20 protein-coding genes are annotated in these 23,110 nt (G+C 59.4%); 9 read left to right on the top strand and 11 right to left on the bottom strand.

The window, feature by feature from the left end; genetic code table 11:
* Positions 1–58: 58 nt before the first annotated feature.
* The 3 genes from purU to F8N62_RS12390 all read left to right on the top strand — a co-directional run bounded on the left by purU (position 59) and on the right by F8N62_RS12390 (position 3,149).
* Positions 59–916, top strand: coding sequence for a formyltetrahydrofolate deformylase (purU, locus tag F8N62_RS12400; RefSeq protein WP_150711189.1), 858 nt, complete (start codon positions 59–61; stop codon positions 914–916).
* Between the two features lie 164 nt (positions 917–1,080).
* Positions 1,081–2,280 carry a formaldehyde dehydrogenase, glutathione-independent gene (fdhA, locus tag F8N62_RS12395; protein WP_007947729.1) on the top strand — a complete coding sequence of 400 codons (1,200 nt, stop codon included), beginning with the start codon at positions 1,081–1,083 and terminating at the stop codon, positions 2,278–2,280.
* 314 nt (positions 2,281–2,594) lie between these two features.
* Entirely contained in the window at positions 2,595–3,149 is a 555-nt protein-coding gene (locus tag F8N62_RS12390) for a DUF2780 domain-containing protein (RefSeq protein WP_150711188.1), read from the top strand.
* Here F8N62_RS12390 and F8N62_RS12385 read toward each other — a convergent pair whose 3' ends face one another.
* Positions 3,150–4,028, bottom strand: coding sequence for an acyltransferase (locus tag F8N62_RS12385; RefSeq protein WP_150711187.1), 879 nt, complete (start codon positions 4,026–4,028; stop codon positions 3,150–3,152). It abuts the gene before it with no gap.
* Between the two features lie 221 nt (positions 4,029–4,249).
* On the opposite strand from F8N62_RS12385, the gene F8N62_RS12380 reads away from it, so the two are divergent.
* On the top strand, positions 4,250–4,753 hold the full coding sequence (locus F8N62_RS12380) for an ATP-dependent zinc protease (RefSeq protein ID WP_150711186.1): 504 nt from the start codon (positions 4,250–4,252) through the stop codon (positions 4,751–4,753).
* A 155-nt stretch (positions 4,754–4,908) separates the two neighbouring features.
* Here F8N62_RS12380 and F8N62_RS32150 read toward each other — a convergent pair whose 3' ends face one another.
* The gene (locus F8N62_RS32150) at positions 4,909–5,688 is read right to left on the bottom strand and encodes an RHS repeat-associated core domain-containing protein (protein WP_318181498.1); all 780 of its coding nucleotides are present in this window, start codon (positions 5,686–5,688) and stop codon (positions 4,909–4,911) included.
* A 178-nt stretch (positions 5,689–5,866) separates the two neighbouring features.
* On the opposite strand from F8N62_RS32150, the gene creB reads away from it, so the two are divergent.
* The 3 genes from creB (at position 5,867) to creD (ending at position 9,518) form a co-directional block, all read left to right on the top strand.
* Positions 5,867–6,547 carry a two-component system response regulator CreB gene (gene creB, locus F8N62_RS12370; protein WP_150711184.1) on the top strand — a complete coding sequence of 227 codons (681 nt, stop codon included), beginning with the start codon at positions 5,867–5,869 and terminating at the stop codon, positions 6,545–6,547.
* Positions 6,547–7,974: a two-component system sensor histidine kinase CreC gene (gene creC / locus F8N62_RS12365; RefSeq protein ID WP_150711183.1), complete on the top strand. Its 1,428-nt coding sequence runs from the start codon at positions 6,547–6,549 to the stop codon at positions 7,972–7,974. The genes creB and creC overlap by 1 nt, the downstream gene beginning before the upstream one ends.
* A 173-nt stretch (positions 7,975–8,147) precedes the next feature.
* A complete protein-coding gene (creD, locus tag F8N62_RS12360; protein ID WP_150711182.1) occupies positions 8,148–9,518 on the top strand; it encodes a cell envelope integrity protein CreD in 1,371 nt (456 codons plus the stop codon).
* 210 nt (positions 9,519–9,728) lie between these two features.
* On the opposite strand, the gene F8N62_RS12350 is transcribed toward creD, so the two are convergent.
* The 8 genes from F8N62_RS12350 to F8N62_RS12310 all read right to left on the bottom strand — a co-directional run bounded on the left by F8N62_RS12350 (position 9,729) and on the right by F8N62_RS12310 (position 18,979).
* On the bottom strand, positions 9,729–10,358 hold the full coding sequence (locus tag F8N62_RS12350) for a glutathione S-transferase (protein ID WP_150711181.1): 630 nt from the start codon (positions 10,356–10,358) through the stop codon (positions 9,729–9,731).
* Between the two features lie 177 nt (positions 10,359–10,535).
* A complete protein-coding gene (locus F8N62_RS12345) occupies positions 10,536–10,715 on the bottom strand; it encodes a hypothetical protein (RefSeq protein WP_150711180.1) in 180 nt (59 codons plus the stop codon).
* Positions 10,712–11,842 carry a PepSY-associated TM helix domain-containing protein gene (locus tag F8N62_RS12340; RefSeq protein WP_150711179.1) on the bottom strand — a complete coding sequence of 377 codons (1,131 nt, stop codon included), beginning with the start codon at positions 11,840–11,842 and terminating at the stop codon, positions 10,712–10,714. Before F8N62_RS12340 ends, F8N62_RS12345 begins: the two co-directional genes overlap by 4 nt.
* A 72-nt stretch (positions 11,843–11,914) precedes the next feature.
* A complete protein-coding gene (locus tag F8N62_RS12335; protein WP_150711178.1) occupies positions 11,915–14,359 on the bottom strand; it encodes a TonB-dependent siderophore receptor in 2,445 nt (814 codons plus the stop codon).
* Between the two features lie 269 nt (positions 14,360–14,628).
* Entirely contained in the window at positions 14,629–15,600 is a 972-nt protein-coding gene (locus tag F8N62_RS12325) for a FecR domain-containing protein (protein ID WP_150711177.1), read from the bottom strand.
* Positions 15,597–16,115: an RNA polymerase sigma factor gene (locus tag F8N62_RS12320; protein ID WP_150711176.1), complete on the bottom strand. Its 519-nt coding sequence runs from the start codon at positions 16,113–16,115 to the stop codon at positions 15,597–15,599. The genes F8N62_RS12325 and F8N62_RS12320 overlap by 4 nt, the downstream gene beginning before the upstream one ends.
* 219 nt (positions 16,116–16,334) lie before the next feature.
* The gene (locus tag F8N62_RS12315) at positions 16,335–17,042 is read right to left on the bottom strand and encodes a PolC-type DNA polymerase III (protein WP_150711175.1); all 708 of its coding nucleotides are present in this window, start codon (positions 17,040–17,042) and stop codon (positions 16,335–16,337) included.
* Positions 17,039–18,979, bottom strand: coding sequence for a putative nucleotidyltransferase substrate binding domain-containing protein (locus F8N62_RS12310; RefSeq protein ID WP_150711174.1), 1,941 nt, complete (start codon positions 18,977–18,979; stop codon positions 17,039–17,041). Before F8N62_RS12310 ends, F8N62_RS12315 begins: the two co-directional genes overlap by 4 nt.
* A 254-nt stretch (positions 18,980–19,233) precedes the next feature.
* Here F8N62_RS12310 and F8N62_RS12305 point away from each other — a divergent pair, with 254 nt between their 5' ends.
* Positions 19,234–19,680, top strand: a complete 447-nt coding sequence (locus tag F8N62_RS12305) for a response regulator (RefSeq protein ID WP_150711173.1) — start codon at positions 19,234–19,236, stop codon at positions 19,678–19,680.
* Positions 19,681–19,827: 147 nt separating this feature from the next.
* On the opposite strand, the gene F8N62_RS12300 is transcribed toward F8N62_RS12305, so the two are convergent.
* Complete coding sequence (locus F8N62_RS12300; RefSeq protein WP_150711172.1) at positions 19,828–22,005, bottom strand: malate synthase G; 2,178 nt, start codon at positions 22,003–22,005, stop codon at positions 19,828–19,830.
* 539 nt (positions 22,006–22,544) lie between these two features.
* Between F8N62_RS12300 and F8N62_RS12295 the strand changes: the two genes are divergently transcribed.
* Complete coding sequence (locus tag F8N62_RS12295; RefSeq protein WP_150711171.1) at positions 22,545–23,063, top strand: glycine cleavage system protein R; 519 nt, start codon at positions 22,545–22,547, stop codon at positions 23,061–23,063.
* The last annotated feature ends 47 nt before the right edge of the window (positions 23,064–23,110 follow it).

The raw sequence follows: 23,110 nt of genomic DNA, 5'->3' as shown, positions 1-23,110 counted from the left end.
CAAGCTCGCTCCTACAGGGGGTAGTGTCGTTAACAGATCTAACAGGAGTCACCGCACTATGAGCCGCGCCCCAGACACATGGATTCTGACCGCCGACTGCCCAAGCGTTCTCGGCACCGTGGACGCGGTGACGCGCTTTCTGTTCGAGCAGGGCTGCTACGTCACCGAACACCATTCCTTCGATGATCGGCTCTCGGGCCGTTTTTTCATTCGTGTGGAATTCCGTCAGCCTGACGGCTTCGACGAACAAGCCTTTCGCGCAGGGCTGGAAGAGCGCGGCCAGGCCTTCGGCATGGTCTTCGAACTGACCGCGCCGAACTACCGGCCAAAAGTGGTGATCATGGTCTCCAAGGCCGATCACTGCCTCAACGATTTGCTCTACCGCCAACGCATCGGCCAGCTGTCGATGGACGTCGCCGCTGTGGTCTCCAATCACCCCGACCTCAAGCCGTTGGCCGACTGGCACCAGATTCCCTACTACCACTTCCCGCTCGACCCCAACGACAAGCCGTCGCAGGAGCGTCAGGTGTGGCAGGTGATCGAGGAGTCGGGTGCCGAACTGGTGATTCTTGCGCGCTACATGCAGGTAGTGTCGCCCGAGCTGTGCCGCAAACTCGACGGCAAGGCGATCAACATTCACCACTCCCTGCTGCCGGGTTTCAAAGGCGCGAAGCCGTATCACCAGGCCTACAACAAGGGCGTGAAACTGGTGGGCGCCACGGCGCACTACATCAACAACGACCTCGACGAAGGGCCGATCATCGCTCAGGGCGTGGAAGCTGTGGACCACAGTCATTACCCGGAAGACCTGATCGCCAAGGGGCGGGACATCGAGGGGCTGACGCTGGCGCGGGCCGTTGGATATCACATTGAGAGAAGAGTGTTTTTAAACGCCAACAGAACCGTCGTTCTGTAGCGTATTGAGGACCGCTGAAAGATCGCAGCCTTCGGCAGCTCCTACGCCGAGCGTGTTCCCCTGTAGGAGCTGCCGAAGGCTGCGATCTTTTGATCTACCGAGCACTTAACGCGCTGCCCGACTGGGGCAGCGCGGATCCATAAAAACAACAGCGAGGTGAAAGCATGTCTGGCAATCGTGGTGTGGTGTATCTCGGCAATGGCAAAGTCGAAATACAGAAGATCGACTATCCGAAAATGCAGGACCCGCGCGGCAGGAAGATTAACCATGCTGTCATCCTGCGCGTGGTTTCCACCAACATCTGTGGTTCCGATCAGCACATGGTGCGCGGTCGTACCACTGCCCAGACCGGCCTGGTGTTGGGCCACGAAATTACCGGTGAAGTGATCGAGAAGGGCAGCGACGTCGAGAACCTGCAGATCGGCGACCTGGTGTCCGTGCCGTTCAACGTGGCGTGCGGGCGTTGCCGTTCCTGCAAGGAAATGCACACCGGCGTCTGCCTCAGCGTCAATCCGGCACGTCCGGGCGGTGCTTACGGTTACGTCGACATGGGCGACTGGACCGGCGGCCAGGCGGAATACGCGATGGTGCCGTACGCCGACTTCAACCTGCTGAAACTGCCCGATCGCGATCGCGCGATGGAAAAAATCCGCGACCTGACCTGCCTCTCCGACATCTTGCCAACCGGCTATCACGGCGCCGTGACCGCCGGTGTTGGCCCCGGCAGCACCGTCTACATCGCCGGTGCCGGCCCGGTCGGTCTGGCCGCTGCCGCTTCCGCTCGCCTGCTGGGTGCGGCGGTGGTGATCATCGGTGACGTCAACACCGTGCGCCTGGCACACGCCAAGGCGCAGGGTTTCGAAATCGCCGACCTTTCGCTGGACACGCCGCTGCACGAGCAGATCGCCGCGCTGCTGGGCGAACCGGAAGTGGATTGCGCCGTCGACGCCGTTGGCTTCGAAGCGCGCGGCCACGGCCATGACGGGGTGAAACACGAAGCTCCGGCCACAGTACTCAACTCCCTGATGGGCGTGGTTCGCGTGGCGGGCAAAATCGGTATCCCGGGCCTGTACGTGACCGAGGATCCGGGTGCCGTGGACGCGGCCGCGAAAATGGGCAGCCTGAGTATTCGCTTCGGCCTGGGCTGGGCCAAATCCCACAGCTTCCACACCGGCCAGACGCCGGTGATGAAGTACAACCGCCAGTTGATGCAGGCGATCATGTGGGACCGCATCCACATTGCTGACATCGTTGGCGTGGAAGTCATCAGCCTGGATGACGCGCCACGTGGGTATGGTGAGTTCGATGCGGGCGTGCCGAAAAAATTCGTGATTGATCCGCACAAGTTGTTCAGCGCGGCCTAAGGCTTCACGCAAACCAAACGGCGACCTTAGGGTCGCCGTTTTTTTATGGATCAAAGGATCGCAGCCTGCGGCAGCTCCTACGCCGAATGATGTCCCCTGTAGGAGCTGCCGCAGGCTGCGATCTTTTGATCTTATGCTTCGATGGATCACCCAGCGCTGCCATTCATCGCGTAACTCCGGGATTTCACGCTTTATAGACGTGAGCCTGATGAAGATGAATGTACACCTGAGGAACATGCCGGCACTTACTCGGTCCAAACGGCAGTTTTGCCGCCCTGTTTCAGGCGGCTTTCATGGCACAAGAGGATGTCTGAATGAAGATTTCACGCGGTTTTGCACTGGCATCGCTCATGACTCTGGCGGCCAGCCCGGTCTTTGCTCAGTTCAACCTGAATGATGCGGCGAATGCCATTGCCGGCATGAAGGGCGACAACGCCGCCGCAGCGGCCGCGCCGACCTCGGAGACAGCGGGACTGCTGAGTGCACTCAGCCAGTTGAACGTGACACCGCAGCAGGCCGTCGGCGGCACGGGTGCGATGCTTGGGTTGGCGAAGAATCAGCTGAGTTCGACTGACTATTCCGAGTTGGCCAAAAGCGTACCCGGTATCGACAAACTGTCCGGTGGCGGTGAACTGGGCGCACTTGCCGGGTTGCTCGGCTCGAACGGCAAGGCCGCTGGTCTGGACAATGCGTTGGGCACGGTCAAGGACACCAACGACCTGAACAACGCGTTCAGCGCTCTGGGCATGGACAGCGGCATGATCGGCCAGTTTGCCCCGGTGATTCTGCAATACCTCGGTCAGCAGGGCGTTGGCGGTTCGCTGCTGCAAAGCCTGGGCGGGATCTGGGGCGCCGGCACCGGCAGCTGATTAGTGGCGCAATGCCTCAATACGCTGGTCTTTCTCGATCCAGAGCTGGTTGACCCAGTTCTGGACGCTCTCACGAAACAGCGGATCGTTCTCGTAATCGCCCTGCCACAGCGCCGGGTCGAGTTCCCGGGTGTGGATGTCGATGATGATTCGCGGCACGTTGCCGCTGAGCAAGTCCCAAAACCCCGGAATTGTCTGCTGTGGATACACCACCGTTACATCGAGAATCGCGTCGAGCTGTTCGCCCATCGCCGCCAGCACAAACGCCACGCCGCCGGCTTTCGGTTTGAGCAGGTGGGTGAAGGGTGATTGCTGCTGAGTGCTTTTCGCTGAGGTGTAGCGAGTGCCTTCGAGGTAATTGACCACCGTCACCGGCTGGCGCTTGTACAACTCGCACGCCGCTTTGGTGATCTCCAGGTCCTTCCCCGCCAATTCCGGGTTCCTGGCCAGAAAAGCTTTGGTGTAGCGCTTCATGAACGGGTAATCCAGTGCCCACCACGCCAACCCCAGGAACGGCACCCAGATCAGCTCTTTCTTGAGGAAGAATTTGAAAAACGGCGTGCGCCGGTTCAGCGTCTGGATCAGCGCCGGAATATCCACCCAGGACTGGTGGTTGCTGATCACCAGATAGGACGTATCGACCCGCAGGTCGGCGTTGCCGCGAATATCCCATTGCGTGGGGATGCACAGGCGGAAAATCAGTTTGTCGATCTCGGCCCAGGTCTCGGCGATCCACATCACCGCCTTTGATGCGCAGTCGCGATAACGGCCGGGCAGGGCGAGTTTGAGCAGGGCGAACACCATCAGTGGCCCGAACAGGACCAGGGTGTTGAGCAGCAGCAGAAGGGTGACCAAACAGCCGGTGAGCAGGCGGCGCATAAGTAACTCTTGAAAGCATCTGGGCGCGCCATGATAAGCAGCTTCGGGCGGCAGGCCAAATCGGCGGTGACAGACTGAAAGATCGCAGCCTTCGGCAGCTCCTACACTGATCCCCGTAGGAGCTGCCGAAGGCTGCGATCTTTTGATCGTCTACTGCGCTGAACGAATTCAAAGGCAACGGTCTAAAATCCCGCTGCCCACTTTCCAAGGATGCCCACTACGTGAAATCCCTCCTCGCATTGCTATCCCTCGCGGCCCTGCCGGTCCTGGCCGCCGAGCCGACCCTCTACGGGCGCTACGAATACATCGCGCTGCCAGAGATCGGCGGCGAAGTCCTCAAGGCCAAAATGGACACCGGCGCCCTGACCGCGTCACTGTCGGCCAAGGACATCGAAACCTTCACCCGCGACGGCGATGAGTGGGTACGTTTCCGCCTCGCCACCAAAGACGCGAGCAACAAGGTCTACGAACACAAGATCGCGCGGATCAGCAAGATCAAGACCCGCTCCGAAGAGGACGAGGATGAGGACTCAGCCGCACCTTCCAAACGACCGGTGGTTGATCTGGAGTTGTGCCTGGGTAACGTCAAGCGCACGGTCGAGGTCAACCTGACTGACCGCAGCAGCTTTAACTATCCGTTGTTGATTGGAGCCAAGGCGTTGCGTGAGTTTGGGGCAGCGGTGAATCCGGCGCGGCGGTATACGGCGGATAAGCCGGATTGCTGATTGATACAACGGCTCTAAATGCGCACCAAGCGACCACACAGCGTTGGAACTGCAAATTTATTTTTTTGCGGGCTGATGAGGTCGACATCTAATGACGAATACGCATTAGATCGACACCAGCAAATTTTCTTATGTAGGCGGCTCTTAAGATTTGATTAATGTAAATCGGTCTGGTGTCTCTTGATGTGCTCGGATTTTTGCTGCGAATAGACATGTTTTTGAAATGAGATATTGTAATGTCGAAATGAGTAGTGTCCAGGATTGCAGTTCTGGGGGGGGGATTCTAGCCAGGTATGCTCTACATCGGGGTCAGGATATCTCGAAAATTTGTATTCGTATTTGGCTGTTTCGTATCCAAGTTTACTGTCGGCGATGTCGCTAATATGATTATTCCGGGTCCATGTGGTTTTTCCAGCTAGCGCTATTTCGTTTTCTTCAACTACATTTGCAAGTTCCCGTAGGTCAGCTCTATGCTTACGCATTTGCTCATATTTATTTAATATTTTGGCTGGCTTTTTTGAAATGACTTTTGAAGGTTTTGCCAGTGCCAGTTTCGAGCTTCTGAACTCACTTAAAAGCCTCATAATGTAACGAGGAGCATGCCCCGTAGAGTCTGTAAGGTTTCTCGGGTCACCTTTGCAATATGCATACGAATTGACCCCGCCCTTTCCGAATGGACTCCAGCTATCCGGACTGTTAAACCGCATCAGCACCGGATTGAACTGTCGATATCCCTTCCCTAAGTGATAATGACCTGTCAGTGGATCAGGCAGTTCACCGTTGAACCCGAGCGAACTGAGCAAGCCGTTTACCTTGGGTCGGTGCCCATAAGGTGTGTAGGCGAAGTGATGAAGCGGATTCAAATCAAGGACACTCAACACGGAGCGCTGTTGATCGGTCGCTACCAAAATTGTTCTGCTTAAATTCGTAGGCACTGGCCAGCTCCGTATCAGATCGCATGAGAAGAAATACCAGCATCGGAGTTTTTCCTCTGTTTGCCTACTATCAGAACTGCTAGTTCCTACAGACCACACCGCTAATTGCCGCTCCCGGATTGACGCCGATTCCCCCTTGGTTCACCGTTCGCTTCACCCAACGACCAGACCCGGACGCATGCCCCATATCCTGATTGTCGAAGACGAAGCCGCGATTGCCGACACGCTGATTTTTGCCTTGCAGGGCGAAGGCTTTACCACCACGTGGCTGAGTCTCGGTGCCGCCGCGCTGGAGCATCAGCGCCAGACGCCGGCTGACTTGATCATTCTCGACATCGGTTTGCCCGACATCAGCGGCTTTGAAACCTGCAAGCAACTGCGGCGTTTCAGCGAAGTGCCAGTGATGTTTCTCAGCGCTCGCGACGGGGAAATCGATCGCGTGGTGGGCCTGGAAATCGGCGCCGATGATTACGTGGTCAAACCGTTCAGCCCGCGTGAAGTGGCGGCGCGGGTCCGGGCGATTCTAAAACGCATGGCGCCTCGCGCTGTGATCGAAAAGGAATCGGCGCTGTTTCGCATCGACAGCGACCGAGTACAGATCAGCTATCGCGGCCAAATGCTGACCCTCACCCGCCACGAGTTCCGTCTGCTGCAATGCCTGCTCGAACAACCCGAACGCGTCTTCAGCCGCGAGCAGTTGCTTGATGCGCTGGGCGTCGCCGCCGATGCCGGTTACGAGCGCAGTATCGACAGCCACATCAAGAGCGTGCGCGCCAAATTGCGTCTGGTGAACGCCGATGCCGAGCCGATCCAGACCCATCGCGGCCTCGGTTACAGCTACAGCCCGGGGCACAGCTGATGCGATTGGGTATCCGGATTTTCCTGGTTTATGTGCTGTTCATCGGCCTGACCGGTTATTTCGTGCTCAGCACCGTGATGGAAGAAATCCGCCCCGGCGTGCGGCAATCCACCGAAGAAACCCTGGTCGACACCGCCAACCTGATGGCGGAAATCCTGCGGGATGATTTCAAGGCCGGCACCCTCAACCAGAACCGCTGGCCGGAACTGCTCAGGGCCTACGGTGAACGACAACCGAAGGCGAGCATCTGGGGGCTGCCGAAGAATCAGGTCAATCACCGCATCTACGTGACCGACGCCAAGGGCATTGTGGTGCTCGATTCCAGTGGCGTGGCGGTGGGCCAGGATTACTCGCGCTGGAACGACGTTCTGCTGACCCTGCGTGGCGAGTACGGCGCGCGGTCCAGTCGCAGCGATCCGGACGATGCGAGTTCTTCGGTGATGCACGTCGGCGCGCCTATTCGCGACAACGGCCAGATCATTGGCGTGGTCACCGTGGCCAAACCCAACAGTTCGTTGCAGCCCTACGTGGATCGCACCGAGCGTCGATTGCTCGCTTATGGCGCCGGCCTGATCGGTCTCGGCCTGTTGTTCGGCGCGCTGCTGTCGTGGTGGCTGGGCGCGGCGCTACGGCGCTTGACCGCTTACGCACAGGCGGTCAGTGAAGGGCGGCGGGTCGAGGTGCCGCACTATCGCGGTGGCGAACTGGAACAACTGGCGACCGCCGTGGAGCAGATGCGCACCCAGCTCGAAGGCAAGGCCTACGTCGAGCGCTATGTGCACACCCTGACCCATGAATTGAAAAGCCCGCTGGCGGCGATTCGTGGTGCGGCGGAATTGCTGCAAAGTGAAATGCCGGTGGCGCAGCGGCAGCGATTTGTCAGCAACATCGACAGCGAAAGCGTGCGGATGCAACAGTTGATCGAGCGGTTGCTGAACCTGGCTCAGGTTGAGCAGCGCCAGGGGCTGGAGGAACGAGTAGCGGTGCCGTTGGCGAATCTGGTGGATGAATTGCTGACGGCTCAGGCTGGGCGAATCGAAGGCAAACGGCTGCGGGTGGAGCAAGTGATTTCGCAGGATCTGGTGCTCAATGGCGAGCCGTTTCTGTTGCGCCAGGCGCTGGGCAATCTGCTGGAAAACGCGCTGGATTTCACACCGGTGGATGGCGTGCTGCGATTGAGCGCGGTGAAGGTCCATGATCAGGTCGAATTCACATTGTTCAACGAGGCCGAGGCCATTCCCGACTATGCGCTGCCGCGCTTGAGTGAGCGCTTCTATTCCTTGCCGCGTCCCGACAGTGGGCGCAAAAGCACGGGGCTGGGGTTGAACTTTGTCGAGGAAGTGGTGAAGTTGCATGGCGGGTCCTTGCGCATCGGCAACGTCGAGGGCGGGGTTGAAGTGAGTTTGCATTTCCCTTCAGACCGGTAAAGATCGCAGCCTTCGGCAGCTCCTACGGGGGGACACCAACCCATGTAGGAGCTGCCGAAGGCTCGGGCCGCGTTCGGACGATCTTTTCCCAACTCCACACAGTCTCCATAATCCCCACATAAAACCCCCACACACCCATCCCAGACTCTCCCCATCCAAACAGGGAGAGTCCCATGAACCGAAATCTGACCATTAAACTCGGGGCCATTGCCCTGCTGATTCTGTTGTTGCTGATCCCGTTGCTGATGATCAACGGTGTGATCCAGGACCGCCAGCAATTGCGCGACGGCGTGCTCGAAGACATCGCCCGCAGCTCCAGTTACAGCCAGCGACTTAGCGGTCCGCTGATGGTGGTGCCGTATCGCAAAGTCGTGCGCACCTGGAAGCTCAACGAAAAAACCAACGAGCGTTACCAGGACGTCGGCGAAGAACGCGGCCGTCTGTATTTTCTGCCGGAGCGTTTCGAACTCGACGGCCAGGTCCAGACCGAACTGCGCTCCCGGGGCATTTACGAGGCGCGGCTGTTCCATGCCGACAACCGCATCAGTGGCCACTTCTCGGTCCCGGCGCAGTTGGGCATCAAGGAAGACTTTGCCGATTACCAATTCGATCAGCCGTTCCTCGCGGTCGGGATCAGCGACATTCGCGGTATCGAGAATGCGTTGAAATTGGAGCTCAATGACCTGCGTCTGGATTTCATTCCCGGCAGTCAGGTGGGCTGGTTGGGCGAGGGCGTGCATGTGACGCTGCCGGCGCTCAACCCCCATCAAGCCACGGAACTGGCCTTCGGTTTCGACCTGCGCTTGCAGGGCACCGGCCAATTGCAGATTCTCCCGGTGGGCAAAACCAGCAAGGTTTCACTGGGCGCCAACTGGCCGCACCCGAGCTTCATCGGCAACTATCTGCCGGCCCAGCGTGCAGTCAGCGATCAGGGTTTTACAGCCAGCTGGCAGACCTCGTTTTTCTCCACCAACCTGCAAGAAGCCTTGAGCAGCTGCGTGTCCGGCAACGACTGTGACGCGTTCAACAGCCGCAGCTTCGGCGTCAGCTTCATCGATCCCGTGGATCAGTATTTGAAAACCGACCGGGCGATCAAATACGCGCTGTTATTCATCGTCCTGACGTTCGCCGGTTTCTTCCTCTTCGAAGTGCTGAAAAGCCTCGCGGTGCACCCGGTGCAATATGCGCTGGTGGGCGTGGCCCTGGCGTTCTTCTACCTGTTGTTGCTGTCGCTGTCCGAGCACATCGGTTTCGCCCTTGCGTATCTGTTGTCGGCGAGCGGCTGTGTGTTGCTGATCGGTTTTTATGTCTGCCACGTGCTGCACAGCGTGCGTCATGGTTTGAGTTTTTCGGCGGGATTGGCGGCGTTATATGGTCTGCTTTATGGATTGTTGAGTGCCGAGGATTACGCACTGCTGATGGGCTCGTTGTTGCTGTTCGGGTTGCTCGGTGTGTTTATGGTGCTGACCCGCAAGCTGGATTGGTACGGGATTGGGCAGAAAACGGCCAAGCCTCTGGAGTTTGATATCGGGGTGGTGGAATGAGCGGGCACTGGGGTTGCGCGAGGATCAGCGGGAGGGGGAGGTGTTGGCGACGCTGATATGCGGTTGGTTTTCTTCAGATTCGGTGTGGTGCATTCGCGAGCAGGCTCGCTCCCACACTAGATCTGCGACATTGCCCATATTTCGTGAGCAACCAAAATCAAATGTGGGAGCGAGCCTGCTCGCGAAGGGGCCCAGACAGTCAGCGAAAATCTAAACCCTGGGCATCGTCGCCAGCATCGAGGGCCGCTGACTTACCTCAAAATACCAAGCCGCCAATAGCGGATTCACCTCGCGCCAATCCAGGTCCGGATGGCGCAAATCGATGTAACCCAACGCACACGCCACGCTGATCGCAGCCACGTCAAAATGGCTGGTCAGTTCGGCAATCGCGTCTTTTTCCAGCAACGCCAATGCACGGCGAATCTTGTCGCGCTGGCCATCGAGCCATGCGTACCAGTGTTTTTCCACTGGGCGCAGGGCGACTTCGTATCGAACCAGCACCGCGGCGTCCATGATCCCGTCGGCCATCGAGGCCAGGGTCAGTCGGCGCCACCGGGCCGAGCCTTCGCGGGGGATCAGCGGGTTGCCGACGTGTTGGTGGTCGAGGTAATCGAGGATCACCCGGCTGTCGTGGATGACGTTGCCGTCGGCCAGGCGCAGCGCCGGGATTTTGCTCAGGGGGTTGTCGTCGATCAGGGCCAGGTCCGGGTCGACCGGGGTCAGCACGCAGTTTTGCAGGGCGACGCGGTCTTGCTGGCCGGTTTCGTGCAGCAGCACCATGACTTTGCGGACGAAGGGTGAGAGCGGGTTGTGGTAGAGGGTCATGCTGGGGGCGGACATGGCGGGCGTCTCGATCGGTGGCAGTGTGCGCAGCATAGCGCGTCGGTGAATCCACTCAATCGCCAATCCGGGCACAGACCCAAATGTGGGAGCGAGCCTGCTCGCGAAAGCGGTGTGTCAGCAACATCTATGTCAGCTGAAATACCGCTTTCGCGAGCGGGCTCGTTCCCACAGGGGTTAGCGGAGTTGCAGGAGGCCGCGCAGGGCGAGGAGGGCGGGGACGCCCAGGCCCAGCCAGCTCAATGCATCCCAGACGCCATCCCCGAGCAATGCGGCAAACAACCCCGCGGCGCTGAACAGAGCGATGACTGCCGGGGTGGCGAAGACTTTCCAGAAATTCGATTGCCGGGGTCTCATGCCACGCTCTCCGCTTTCTCCAGTACGGGTTTTGCCGCTTTGCGCCGCACCACCCACAGGTAAACCCCGCTGCCGAGCACAATGATGGTCAGCACATCCAGGGTCGCCCAGAGGATTTGCATGGGCATGCCGCCGTAATCGCCGAAATGCAGCGGCTGCGACATGCCCATGGCGTCCATGTACCACGGCCTTTCAGCCACGGCGGTGACTTGCAATGTGCTGGCGTCGATCAGTACCGGGGTCAGCAGGTGCGAAGTCAGATGCGTGCTGCCCTTCATGAACACCGCGTAATGGTGCTCGCTGGAAAAGCGCGTGCCGGGGAAGGCGATGAAGTCCGGCTGCATGCCGGGGGCGACCTCTTTGGCGATGTCGAGCAAACGGGTGGCCGGCGCCAGTTGCGTCAGCGGTGGCGCGTCGCGGTATGGCGCGACCATCGCGCTCAGGCTGTCGTTGCGCCACGCCGCGATCAACAGATCGGCGCAGGCACTGATCACGCCGGTGACTCCGACCACCAGCGCCCAGGTCAACGTCACCACGCCGATCAGGTTGTGCAAATCGAGCCAGCGCAGGCGGGTGGATTTGTCCTGGCGCACCGTGGCGAATTTCAATCGACGCATGAACGGCAGGTACAGCACCGTCCCGGAGACAATCGCCGCCACGAACAGGATTCCCATGAACGCCAGCAGCAGTTTGCCCGGCAGGCCGGCGAACATGTCCACGTGCAGGCGCAGCATGATCATCATGAAACCGCCATTGGCCGACGGCATCTCCAGCGCTTCGCCGGTACGGGCGTCGAGCATGAAGGTGTGCGAAGAATTCGGTTCGGTGCCGGCGGTGGCCGCCATGATCGCGATAGCGGCGTTGGGCTCGTCTTTTTCGAAGCCGAAATACTGCATGACTTCGCCGGGGCGATGTTTTTCTGCCGCCTGCACCAACTGCTGGAGATTCAGCTGCGGAGTGTCGGCGGGCATCTCCTTCAATTCAGCAGCATCGCCCAGCAATTGGTCGATCTCGTGATGGAAGATCAATGGCAAACCGGTCAGCGCCAGCATCAGCAGGAACACGGTGCAGATCAGGCTGGCCCAGGTGTGGACGAAGGACCAGCGGCGAATTGTTTTGCTTTTCATTTCAAGACCTTCAGAAATGCCAAAGCCGTCCAAGGAGGACGGCCTGGGTACAGCGTGTATCAAATCAAGCGTTTACCACTTGTAAGTGGCACTGGCGACGACACTGCGCAGGTCGCCGTAGTAGCAGTAAAAGCCGTCGCAGGTGGAAATGTAATCCTTGTTCAGCAGGTTGGTTGCATTCACCGCCAGCGAGGCACCTTTCAAGCTGTTGTCCAGACGCCCCAAGTCGTAATGAACCGCCGCATCGAAAACGGTATACGCGTCAGCCTTGCCCAGTGTCGTGTTGCCTTGATCGCCGTAAGTATTACCGGTGTAACGCGCACCTGCGCCGATGCCGAAGCCATCCAGCACGCCGTTGTGCCAGGTGTAGTCGGTCCACAAGGAAGCCTGCTGGTTGGGCATCAGTTGCAAGCGGTTGCCTTTGAAGTCGCCTTTCTGCACTTCGGATTTCGCCAAGGTGTAAGCCGCGATGATTTTCAGGTTGTCGGTGACGTCGGAAACCGCTTCCAGCTCCAGGCCTTTGACTTTCACTTCGCCGGTCTGGCTGGTGATTGGCACGTTACCCACGGTAGTGGTGACGGAGACGTTTTTCTGGGTCAGGTCGTAAACCGCTGCGCTCAGCAATGTATTGCTGCCCGGTGGTTGGTACTTGATGCCCAGTTCCCATTGCTGACCTTCCGTCGGCTTGAACGATTGGGTGGCCGAGGCGACGGCATTGCTGGTTGGCTGGAACGACTCGGCGTAAGACAGGTAAGGCACGATGCCGTTGTCGAACACGTAGCTGATTGCTGCGTTGCCGCTGAATTTTTTGTCGCGCTCGGTGTTGGTGGCATCGTCATCATTGAAAAACTTCGTGCCGGTGTGGACCCAATCCTCGCGGCCGCCCAAGGTCAGCCGCCACTGGTCGAGAGCCATTTGTTCCTGAACATACACGCCGGTCTGGTAGGTCTTCTGGTCGTAGTCATAGAAAGCATCGGCGCGCGGCGGGCGAGTGATCGGCAAGCCGTATTGCGGGGTGTTGACGTTGATGCCCGGCGCGAAACCGAAGATCGAGAGGTAGTTGGTGTTGTTGCGCTGATGGTCCAGTCCGATCAGCAGGGTATGGCTGATGTCACCGGTGGAAAAGTCGCCCTGGAAGTTGTTGTCCACCGCGAACTGGCTGATGTCTTCTTCCACATTGGTAGTGCCGCGTCCGGTATTGCCCTGATCATCGACAACAAATCCGAACGCGGCAAATGCCGGGTTGTAGGCATTGACGGTGATGGCCTGGAACGACAGGTCGGACTTGGTGTAGCGCAGGTTCTGCCGGAACTGCCATACGTCGTTAAAGCGATGTTCAAAGGCGTAGCCCAGCGCGTAGTAGGTGCGGTCGTAGTACTCGTAGTTCGGATCGCCCAGATTTTTGTGGTGGGAAATATCGCCAAACGGCATGTCGATCCTGGTGCCTTGAATCGAGTGAAACTGGCTGGTGATCCCGGTATCGTCACGGGTGAACTGCGTCAGCAGGGTGAATCTGGTGTCGTCGTCGATGTTCCAGGTCAGGCTCGGCGCGATGTTGTAGCGTTTGTTGTCGATGTGGTCGATCTGCGTCCCGCTGTCACGTACCACACCGCTCACGCCGTAGAGAAACTGGCCTTCGTCATCAATCTTGCCGGTGCTGGCGAAGTTGATCTGGCGGTGATTGTCACTGCCGTATTGCACCTGGATTTCGTTGCTCGACTCGGCGCTGGGGCGACGGCTGACCATGTCCAGCAAACCACCCGGCGGGGTTTGGCCGTAAACAGACGACGCCGGACCGCGCAGCAGAGCGACACGATCCAGGTTCCAGGTTTCCGGTTTCGGGTTGGCATACACGCCTTTTGGCAGCGGCAATCCGTCAAGGAACTGGGTCGGTTCAAAACCGCGGACCCGTAGCCAGTCGGTTCGGGTGTCGCTGCCGAAGCTGCTGGCGGTGATGCCCGGCATGTAGCGCACGGCGTCATCAAGGCTGTGTACACCACGATCTTCCATTTGCTGGCGAGTGGCGATGGAGATCGAACGCGGCGCTTCGACCAAAGCGGTATCGGTTTTGGTGCCGGCGGCGGTCCGGGTCGCCAGATAACCTTCCACCGGCCCCCAGGCGCTTTCGGTATTTTCCACGCCGATCACCGCAGTTTCCGGCAATGCCATCACGCCTTCCGGCACGGCCACCAGGCTGTAGGTGCCGGTGCTGCTTTGTTCCAGTTGCAGACCGGTGCCGCGCAAGGCTGCACGCAGGGCGCCGGCCCCATCGAACTGGCCATTGACCGGGGCGGAGGTCTTGCCCGCTGCCAGCGACGGGTTCAGTGACAGTGCCAAGCCGGACTGGCTGGCGATCTGGTTCAGTATGCTGGCGAGCGGCGCGGCCGGCAGGTTGTAGGCGCGAACGCTGGACGCCTGTTCAGCGGCGATCAGTTGGCTGCTGGCGAGCGGGGTGCTAAGCGCAATGGTGAGTGCCAGCAAACCGGGGCGCAACAAGGTGTCTAGCGAACGGGACATACGGCGGCTCCTGAAAGGGAATACTTCTCAATTGCCTAAGTGCCGGACGAAAATCCAAAAGTGATAGGGCTGGATGAAAATAATTTCGATTCAGTTAGTGAATCGGTACGCATCAGCCTTGAGGCACACGCTAAACCTGTGGCGAGGGAGCTTGCTCCCGCTGGCCTGCGGAGCAGGCCCAAAACCAACGAATGCGTTATCTTGAAAAAGCTGGGGCCGCTTCGCAGCCCAACGGGAGCAAGCTCCCTCGCCACAGGTTTGACGCGTGCTCAAGGCTTGGCTTCAGCCTTCGCCACCGTCACCCACCATTGCGTGTGCTGCTCGATCTGCACTGGCAGCGTTGGCAACAAGGCGCTCAACGCCAGATCAGTGTCGTGCAATGGAAAGCTGCCGGTAATCCGCAAATCAGCGATTTCTGGTGCAACGCCCAAATGCCCGCGCCGATAGCGCCCGAGTTCGCGGACCAAATCTTCCAGCCGCGCGTTATCCACCACCAGCATCCCGCGGGTCCAGGCATCGGCGCCGAGGTCGAGCGCGACGATCGGCCCCAGGCCGTTGTTGCGCATCAGCACCTGCTGGCCTTCGCGCAGAATCTGCTCTTCGGGGCTCGACTCGGGATGGGCGGCCACGGCGGATTTCAACACGCTCAGGCGCGTGCCTTGTTCCTCGCGTTTGACCAGGAATCGCGTGCCCAGCGCCCGCATGCTGCCTTCGCGGGTTTCGACGATAAATGGCCGGGCATCGCCATGGCCGGTTTCGACGAGGATTTCCCCGTCCTGGAGAATCACCCGTCTTTGCTTCTCGTCAAAACGCACGTCAACGGCACTGTGGGTGTTGAGGTTGATCACGGTGCCATCGCTCAAATGCAGGACGCGTTGCTCGCCGGTGGCGGTACGCTGATCCGCCAGCCAGTAATCAACCGGCAGATAACGCTCGCTGGCAAACAGCGCCAAGCCAATCACGGCGACGATGCTCGCCACTCCGCTGCCGAGTTTGCGCACGCGACGGCGAATGCTCTCACGCGATTGCAGCAACGCGGCGCGGGCCGGGCCGCTGGCCACGCTGAAACGCTGGTCAAGCATGCCCAGCTGGCGCCAGGCGCGGGCGTGTTCTTCGTGGGCGGCGTGCCATTTGGCGAACTCTTCGCGCTCCACCGGGTTGCCGGAATCCAGCGACAATTGCCAGGCAATCGCCGCGTCCAGCACCTGGGCCGAGACCGGTTTCGAACTGACCGGGTTCATACCGGCTCACCGTACAAGGCGATGTAGCACTGCCGAATGCCTTGGGCCAGGTATTGACGAACCCGCGGCACCGACACGCCGAGACGCTGGGCGATTTCGGCGTGGCCGAGGCCGTCGAGGCGGTTATACAGAAACGCCGCACGGGCCTTGCTCGATAGCTTGCCGAGTAGGCGGTCAATGTTTTTCAGGTCTTCGAGGATCAGTTGCTGTTCTTCCACCGACGGTTGTTCGCCTACGGGGATCAGCATCAGTTCGGTGAGATAGGCCTGTTCCAGCGCGGCGCGCCGGAAATAGTCGAACAGCAGGCCTTTGGCAATCGCCACCAGAAACGCGCGCGGTTCGCGAGGTTCGTTGAGTTCATCCCGGCCCAGCAGGCGCACGAAGGTGTCCTGACTCAGGTCTTCGGCGCGTTGCGGGCAGGCGACATTACGTCGAAGCCAGGCCAATAGCCAACTGCGATGGTCGCGATATAGCGCACCGACGAGCTCACTGTGGGGGCTTTGGACTGACGACACGCCGCATCACCGATTGGGAAATGTTAACTAACGAGAATTGTTCGCGATTGTGTCAGAGGTGGGGGAGGTAAGCAATTGGCCGCTGGTCAGGTGGATGCTAATCAGCGAAATGAACGCTCTAACCCCGTAGGAGCTGCCGAAGGCTGCGATCTTTTGATGTTGATTTTCAAGATCAAAAGATCGCAGCCTTCGGCAGCTCCTACGGGGGAAGCGTGTCTGTTAGAACGAAGGTGCTCGCTGCCGGCGCTTCCACTGACTCAAACGCTGTTGCAAATTCAACGGGCTGTGAATCTGCTGTTGCCGCGCGCGGCTGAACAGGATCAGCGCCAGCTCCGCCGTCGCCAGCGCATCGGCACTGGCATTGTGGCGCTCGAACACTTCGAGCTTGAACCAGTCGATCCACTCATCCAGCCCCGCTTCGCGAATCTGCGCCTGAGGGCACAGCAGCGGCGCGATGTCCGCCACGTCCAGAAACACATGCTGCAGCTTGTAGCCCAGATGATCCTTCAGCGCGCGACCGAGCATGTGCTGATCGAAGGGCGCATGAAACGCCAGCACCGGGCTGTCACCGACGAACTCCATGAACTCGACCAACGCCTGCGCCGGATCACTGCCGGCCGCGATCGCGCTTGGCCCCAAGCCGTGAATCAGCACGCTGGGCGCCACCTTCATATCGGCGCATTGCAGGGTGCGTTCGAATTGCTGACTGAAGTCGATCGCGCCGTCCTCGATCACCACCGCACCGATGGACAGCACCCGATCCTTGTTCAGGTTCAGCCCGGTGGTTTCCAGGTCCAGCACCACCCAGCGCTGCTCGCGCAAGCTGCACTCGCTCAGCTCGACAACGGCCGGCAAGGTGTTCAGGCGTTGCAGCAAATCCCCCGAGAGCATCGGGCCCGACGGGCGCAACCAGGAAAACAGGCTCATAACTGATACCGCAACGTCAGGCTGCTTTGCAGGCGTTGCGCCTGGCGCAGGGATTCACGCAGGATCCGTCGGTCCAGATGATTGAGGCTGTCGGGATCGACCCGATTGGAGTAGGGCAAATTCTCTCGGGTCTGTAGCTGATGTTGCTGCATGCGGGTTTGCTGAATGAAGTGATACGCCTCTTCGTACGCCGCACCGTCCAGGCGTTCGATGACCTCTTTGTCGACCAGTTGGCGAAAGCGCTCCAGCGTATTGTTCGCCTCGATGCCGTGGGCCAGCGCCAGCAAGCGGGCGCCGTCGACAAACGGGGTCAAACCCTGGACTTTCAAATCAAGGGTGGCTTTCTCGCCGTTCTTGCGCGCCAGCACGAACTCGCGGAAACGTCCTACGGGCGGACGGTTGCGCAGGGCATTGTCGGCCATCATGCGCTGGAACAGTCGATTGTCGGCGACTTGATCGAGAATCCCCCGGCGCAACTGCTCGCAGCTCTGCTCGTCGCCCCAGACCACGCGCAGGTCGAAGTAGATGCTTGAGCCCAGCAGATTCTCCGGTGTCGCTTCACGAATAAACGCCGCAAAACGCCGCGCCCATTCAGCACGGGACAAACACAGCTCCGGGTTGCCGGCCATGATGTTCCCCTTGCACAGGGTGAAGCCGCACAACGCCAGGCTCTGGTTGATCTGTTGCGCGATGGGCAGCAACTTGCCGCGGATCTCGGCGGCGTGCGCGGCGTCTCGGGCCTCGAACAGAATGCCGTTGTCCTGGTCGGTGTGCAGCGTCTGTTCGCGACGGCCTTCGCTGCCGAAGCACAGCCAACTGAACGGCACGCCGGGGTCGCCTTTTTCCGCCAGGGTCAGTTCGATCACCCGGCACACGGTATGGTCGTTAAGCAGGGTGATGATGTGGGTGATTTGCGTCGAAGAGGCGCCGTGGGCCAGCATGCGCTCCACCAATTGGCCAATTTCACCGCGCAGCACCACCAGGTTTTCCACGCGCTGGGCGCTGCGGATGGTGCGCGCCAGGTGCACCAGATCGACCCGTTGCAAGGAAAACAGATCTCGCTCGGAGACCACGCCGCACAGGCGCTGATCCTTGACCAGACACACGTGGGCGATGTGCCGCTCGGTCATCGCAATCGCCGCATCGAACGCGCTGTGATCCGGCGTCAGGAAAAACGGCGCCTGAGTCATGTGGCGTTCGATAACTTCATTAAAATCGTTGGTGCCTTCGGCCACCACGTGGCGCAGGTCGCGCAGGGTGAAAATGCCCAGCGGCGCCTTGTGTTCGTCCACCACCACAATGCTGCCGACCTGCTGTTCGTGCATCAGCGTCACCGCTTCACGCAGCGGCGTGCTCGGGCTGCACGTCACCGGGTGGCGCATGGCCAACTCGCCCAATCGGGTGTTGAGGGAGTACTGGGTGCCAAGGGTTTCCACGGCTTTTTGCTGGACTTGCTGATTGACCTGATCCAGCAGGCTGCTGACGCCGCGTAGGGCAAAGTCGCGAAACGCGTTGGAAAGTGCGAACAGTTTGATGAACGCCAGCTTGTTCAGCTGTAGGCAAAAGGTGTCTTCGGCCGCCAGATGTTCGGTGCGCGTCGCGCGTTCGCCCAGCAGTGCGGCGAGGGGAAAGCACTCGCCGGTGGTGATTTCAAAAGTGGTTTCGGTGCCGCCCTTGGCCGTGTGGGGGCGCTCACCCACCACCCGGCCCTGTTTGACGATGTAGAAATGCTCAACCGGGCCATCGGCAGGCTTGATGATGCTCTCGCCGGGCGCGTAAAAACGCAGCTGACATTGTTCGACCAGGTACGCCAGGTGGGCGTGTTCCATCTGATTGAAGGGCGGGAAGCGCTGAAGGAATTGCAAAGTGCCCTGGATGTTCTGCAACACCGCGGTTTTCCCTGCCTGTGTGAAGGCGTCCGCTTTACTCATAACCATTACCGCAGTCTTTTTTTGGAATTGTGGTGGTCGGATGACTCAGCCATGGTCGGCCCCTGAACGCGGGGTGCCCATTGGACGTAAGTCTAGGTCGGACTACGGATGATGAATTTTCGGAAATACCCTACGTAATCTTGGGAAGAACCTATCCTTTCCCCTATAGGAAATAAATCCGACGAAGTGCACATTGTTGCGCCACTTAGCGATGTCTGACGGATGTGCTAGGGAATTGAAATGAAAACATAGAGAAAGCCATGTCCGACCACGATATTTTGAGTGACGCCGAGCGCGAGGCGCTGAGTGCCGTCATGCTGGAACCCGACCTGCCGCCGCAACGCGTGCTGATCGTCGATGACGACAAAGATGCCCGCGAGCTGCTGTCGGAGATTCTCGCGCTGGATGGCATTCGCTGCATGACCGCGGCCAGTGGTGAAACCGCACTCAAAATGCTGAATGAGAAGCCCTCGATCGGGCTGGTGATCACCGATCTGCGGATGGGCCACATCGATGGACTGGACCTGATCCGCCAGGTGCGGGAATCGGTACGGGCGGCGATGCCGTTCATCATTGTGTCCGGCGACGCCGATGTGCAGGACGCGATTGCCGCAATGCACCTGAGCGTGGTGGATTTTCTGCTCAAGCCCATTGATACCGGCAAATTGCTGGGACTGGTCAAGCATGAGTTGGGGATGGATGTGTGAATTGTTGAAAGATCGCAGCCTTCGGCAGCTCCTACCCGATCCCACGTAGGAGCTGCCGAAGGCTGCGATCTTTTGACCTTGTTCCAAACAAAGAAGCCCTGATCTTTCGATCAGGGCTTCTTCATTTCCGGGCATCAACCCTCAGCTTTACAAGCCATTCGCAGCCTTGAACTCGCGACGACGACGGTGCAAAACCGGCTCGGTGTAACCGTTCGGTTGCTTGGTACCTTCAACCACCAGTTCGACTGCCGCCTGGAAGGCGATGTTGCTGTCGAAGTCCGGAGCCAGCGGACGGTACAGCGTGTCGTTGGCGTTTTGACGGTCAACCACCGGCGCCATGCGCTTGAGGCTTTCCATCACTTGCGCCTCGGTAACCACGCCATGGCGCAGCCAGTTGGCGATGTGCTGGCTGGAAATGCGCAACGTTGCACGGTCTTCCATCAGGCCGACGTCGTTGATGTCCGGCACTTTCGAGCAACCCACGCCCTGGTCGATCCAGCGCACCACGTAACCGAGAATGCCCTGGGAATTGTTGTCCAGTTCGTTCTTGATCTGCTCTGGCGTCCAGGCCGGATTGACGGCCAGCGGGATGGTCAGGATGTCGTCCACGGATGCGCGCGCACGTTTGGCCAGTTCGGCCTGACGCGCGAACACGTCAACCTTGTGATAGTGCAGCGCGTGCAGGGCAGCGGCAGTCGGCGACGGCACCCAGGCAGTGTTGGCGCCGGCCAGTGGGTGGGCGATTTTCTGTTCGAGCATCGCGGCCATCAGGTCGGGCATCGCCCACATGCCTTTACCAATCTGCGCGCGACCTTGCAGGCCGGTGCTCAAACCGATATCGACGTTCCAGTTCTCGTAGGCGCCGATCCACTTTTCAGCCTTCATGTCGGCCTTGCGCACCACCGGGCCGGCTTCCATGGAGGTGTGGATTTCATCACCGGTGCGGTCGAGGAAACCGGTGTTGATGAACACCACGCGCTCGCTGGCTGCCTGGATACAGGCCTTGAGGTTGACCGTGGTGCGGCGCTCCTCGTCCATGATCCCGACTTTCAACGTGTTGCGCGGCAGACCGAGGACTTCTTCGATGCGACCGAACAGCTCGTTGGTGAACGCGGCTTCTTCCGGACCGTGCATCTTCGGCTTGACGATGTAGACCGAACCGGTGCGGCTGTTCTTGCGCGAACTGTTGCCGTTGAGGCTGTGGATTGCCGCGAGGCTGGTCACCAGCCCATCGAGAATGCCTTCGGGCACTTCGTTGCCGTCTTTATCGAGGATCGCGTCGATGGTCATCAGGTGACCGACGTTACGCACGAACAACAGCGAACGACCGTGCAGGCTCAGTTCTTTACCGTCGACGCCGGTGTAGGTACGGTCGGCGTTCATGGTGCGGGTAAAGGTCTGACCGCCCTTGGAGACTTCTTCCGACAGGTCGCCCTTCATCAGGCCGAGCCAGTTGCGGTAGATCACCACTTTGTCATCGGCATCGACGGCGGCGACGGAGTCTTCGCAATCCATGATGGTGGTCAGCGCAGCTTCCATCAGGATGTCTTTGACGCCGGCGGCATCGGTCTGGCCGACGGGGGTGCTGGCGTCGATCTGGATTTCAAAGTGCAGGCCGTTGTTCTTCAGCAGGATCGCGGTCGGTGCAGCGGCATCGCCGTGGAAGCCGATCAACTGAGCGTCGTTGCGCAGGCCACTGTTGCTGCCGCCTTTAAGGGCGACCACCAGTTTGCCGTCGACGATTTTGTAAGCGGTGGAATCGACGTGAGAGCCAGCGGCCAAGGGCGCCGCTTCGTCGAGGAAGGCGCGGGCGAAGGCAATCACCTTGTCGCCGCGAACCTTGTTGTAGCCTTTGCCTTTTTCCGCGCCGTCAGCTTCGCTGATCGCGTCGGTGCCGTAGAGCGCGTCATACAGCGAACCCCAGCGGGCGTTCGAGGCGTTGAGCGCGAAGCGCGCATTCATCACCGGCACCACGAGCTGCGGGCCGGCCATGCGGGCGATTTCGTCATCGACGTTTTGCGTCGTGATCTGGAAATCGGCCGCTTCTGGCAGCAGATAACCGATGTCTTGCAAGAAGGCTTTATAAGCCACGGCATCGTGCGCCTGACCGGCACGGGATTGGTGCCAGCCATCGACACGAGCCTGGATATCATCGCGTTTGGCGAGTAGGGCTTTGTTCTTCGGCGCCAGGTCGTGAATGACCTTGTCGGCACCGGCCCAGAATTTATCGGCGGTGAGGCCGGTTCCGGGAATGGCTTCGTTGTTCACGAAGTCGAACAGGACTTTGGCGACCTGCAGGCCACCGACTTGAACGTGTTCAGTCATTGCTTGCCTCACTCTGCTCAGCTATTTCGCTTTTCAGCTCTTCAAATTAACAATGAAGCCTCGGGCTATTTAAACCACAAACCCCCTCCACCAGTACATGCCATTTCGGGCGGCTGGGATGGAACCGATCAACGGCGTTGAGGCCTTGCTGACTGGGCTTTCAGGGCTGCGACCGCGCCTGTAGGCAGACATCGATCCAACGTTATGTAGTGCGCGCTGCGGCATACTACATGATGAATTGCGCTTGTGAAAATCAGACTAATTACGTCGTTCTGCGACCCCATGACGCATTGAAGTCACGTCGGGGATTGGGATGTTCTCAAAAAAGCATGAGATTGTTCCAGTTAAATATATGAAGTTGTACACGATTTGTTTTTCGCAGGTTCATCGACGGTGCTTCATTCGCGAGCAGGCTCGCTCCCACAGGGGCTGCGCAAATCCTGTGGGAGCGAGCCTGCTCGCGAATGAAGCACCGCCGATTCAACGCCGAAACAACCCTTGCCTATACTTCCCATTCCATAACAAGAGAGGGCTGCGCCATGGACCACCTCGTACTCACTGTATTCGCACCGGACAAGCCCGGGCAGGTCGAGCGCATCGCCCAGTGCATTGCCGAGCACGGCGGCAATTGGCTGGAAAGCCGCATGTCGCGCATGGCCGGGCAGTTTGCCGGGATTCTTCGGGTGGGCGTGCCGGCCGAGGGTTACGGGGAATTGGTTAGCGCCTTACAAGCGCTGTCGGCCCATGGCATTCGCGTGCTCATCGCAGAAAGCGGCATCGAGCAATCCTGCACCTGGAAACCCATCGCGATGGAACTGGTGGGCAATGATCGCCCGGGAATCGTGCGCGACATCACGCGTTTGCTGAGCGAGCAGGGGGTGAATCTGGAGCGACTGGTGACTGAAGTGCGCCCGGCACCGATGAGTAGCGAGCCGTTGTTCCACGCCGAAGCGATTCTCGCTGTGCCGCTCACGCTGTCGCTGGATGTGTTGCAATCGCGCCTGGAAACTCTGGCAGACGATTTGATGGTGGAATTGGTTCTGCGCAGCGAACCCTGACAGGGTAATCCCAACGTCAGTTATCCAAGTTATACGTGCACCTGCCT

Origin of the sequence: Pseudomonas fluorescens (genome assembly GCF_902497785.1) — a bacterium.
Taxonomy (GTDB): Bacteria; Pseudomonadota; Gammaproteobacteria; order Pseudomonadales; family Pseudomonadaceae; genus Aquipseudomonas; species Aquipseudomonas fluorescens_BO.
Note: the sequence above shows the minus strand (reverse complement) of the source record. Positions and strands in the feature narration are given on the sequence as shown.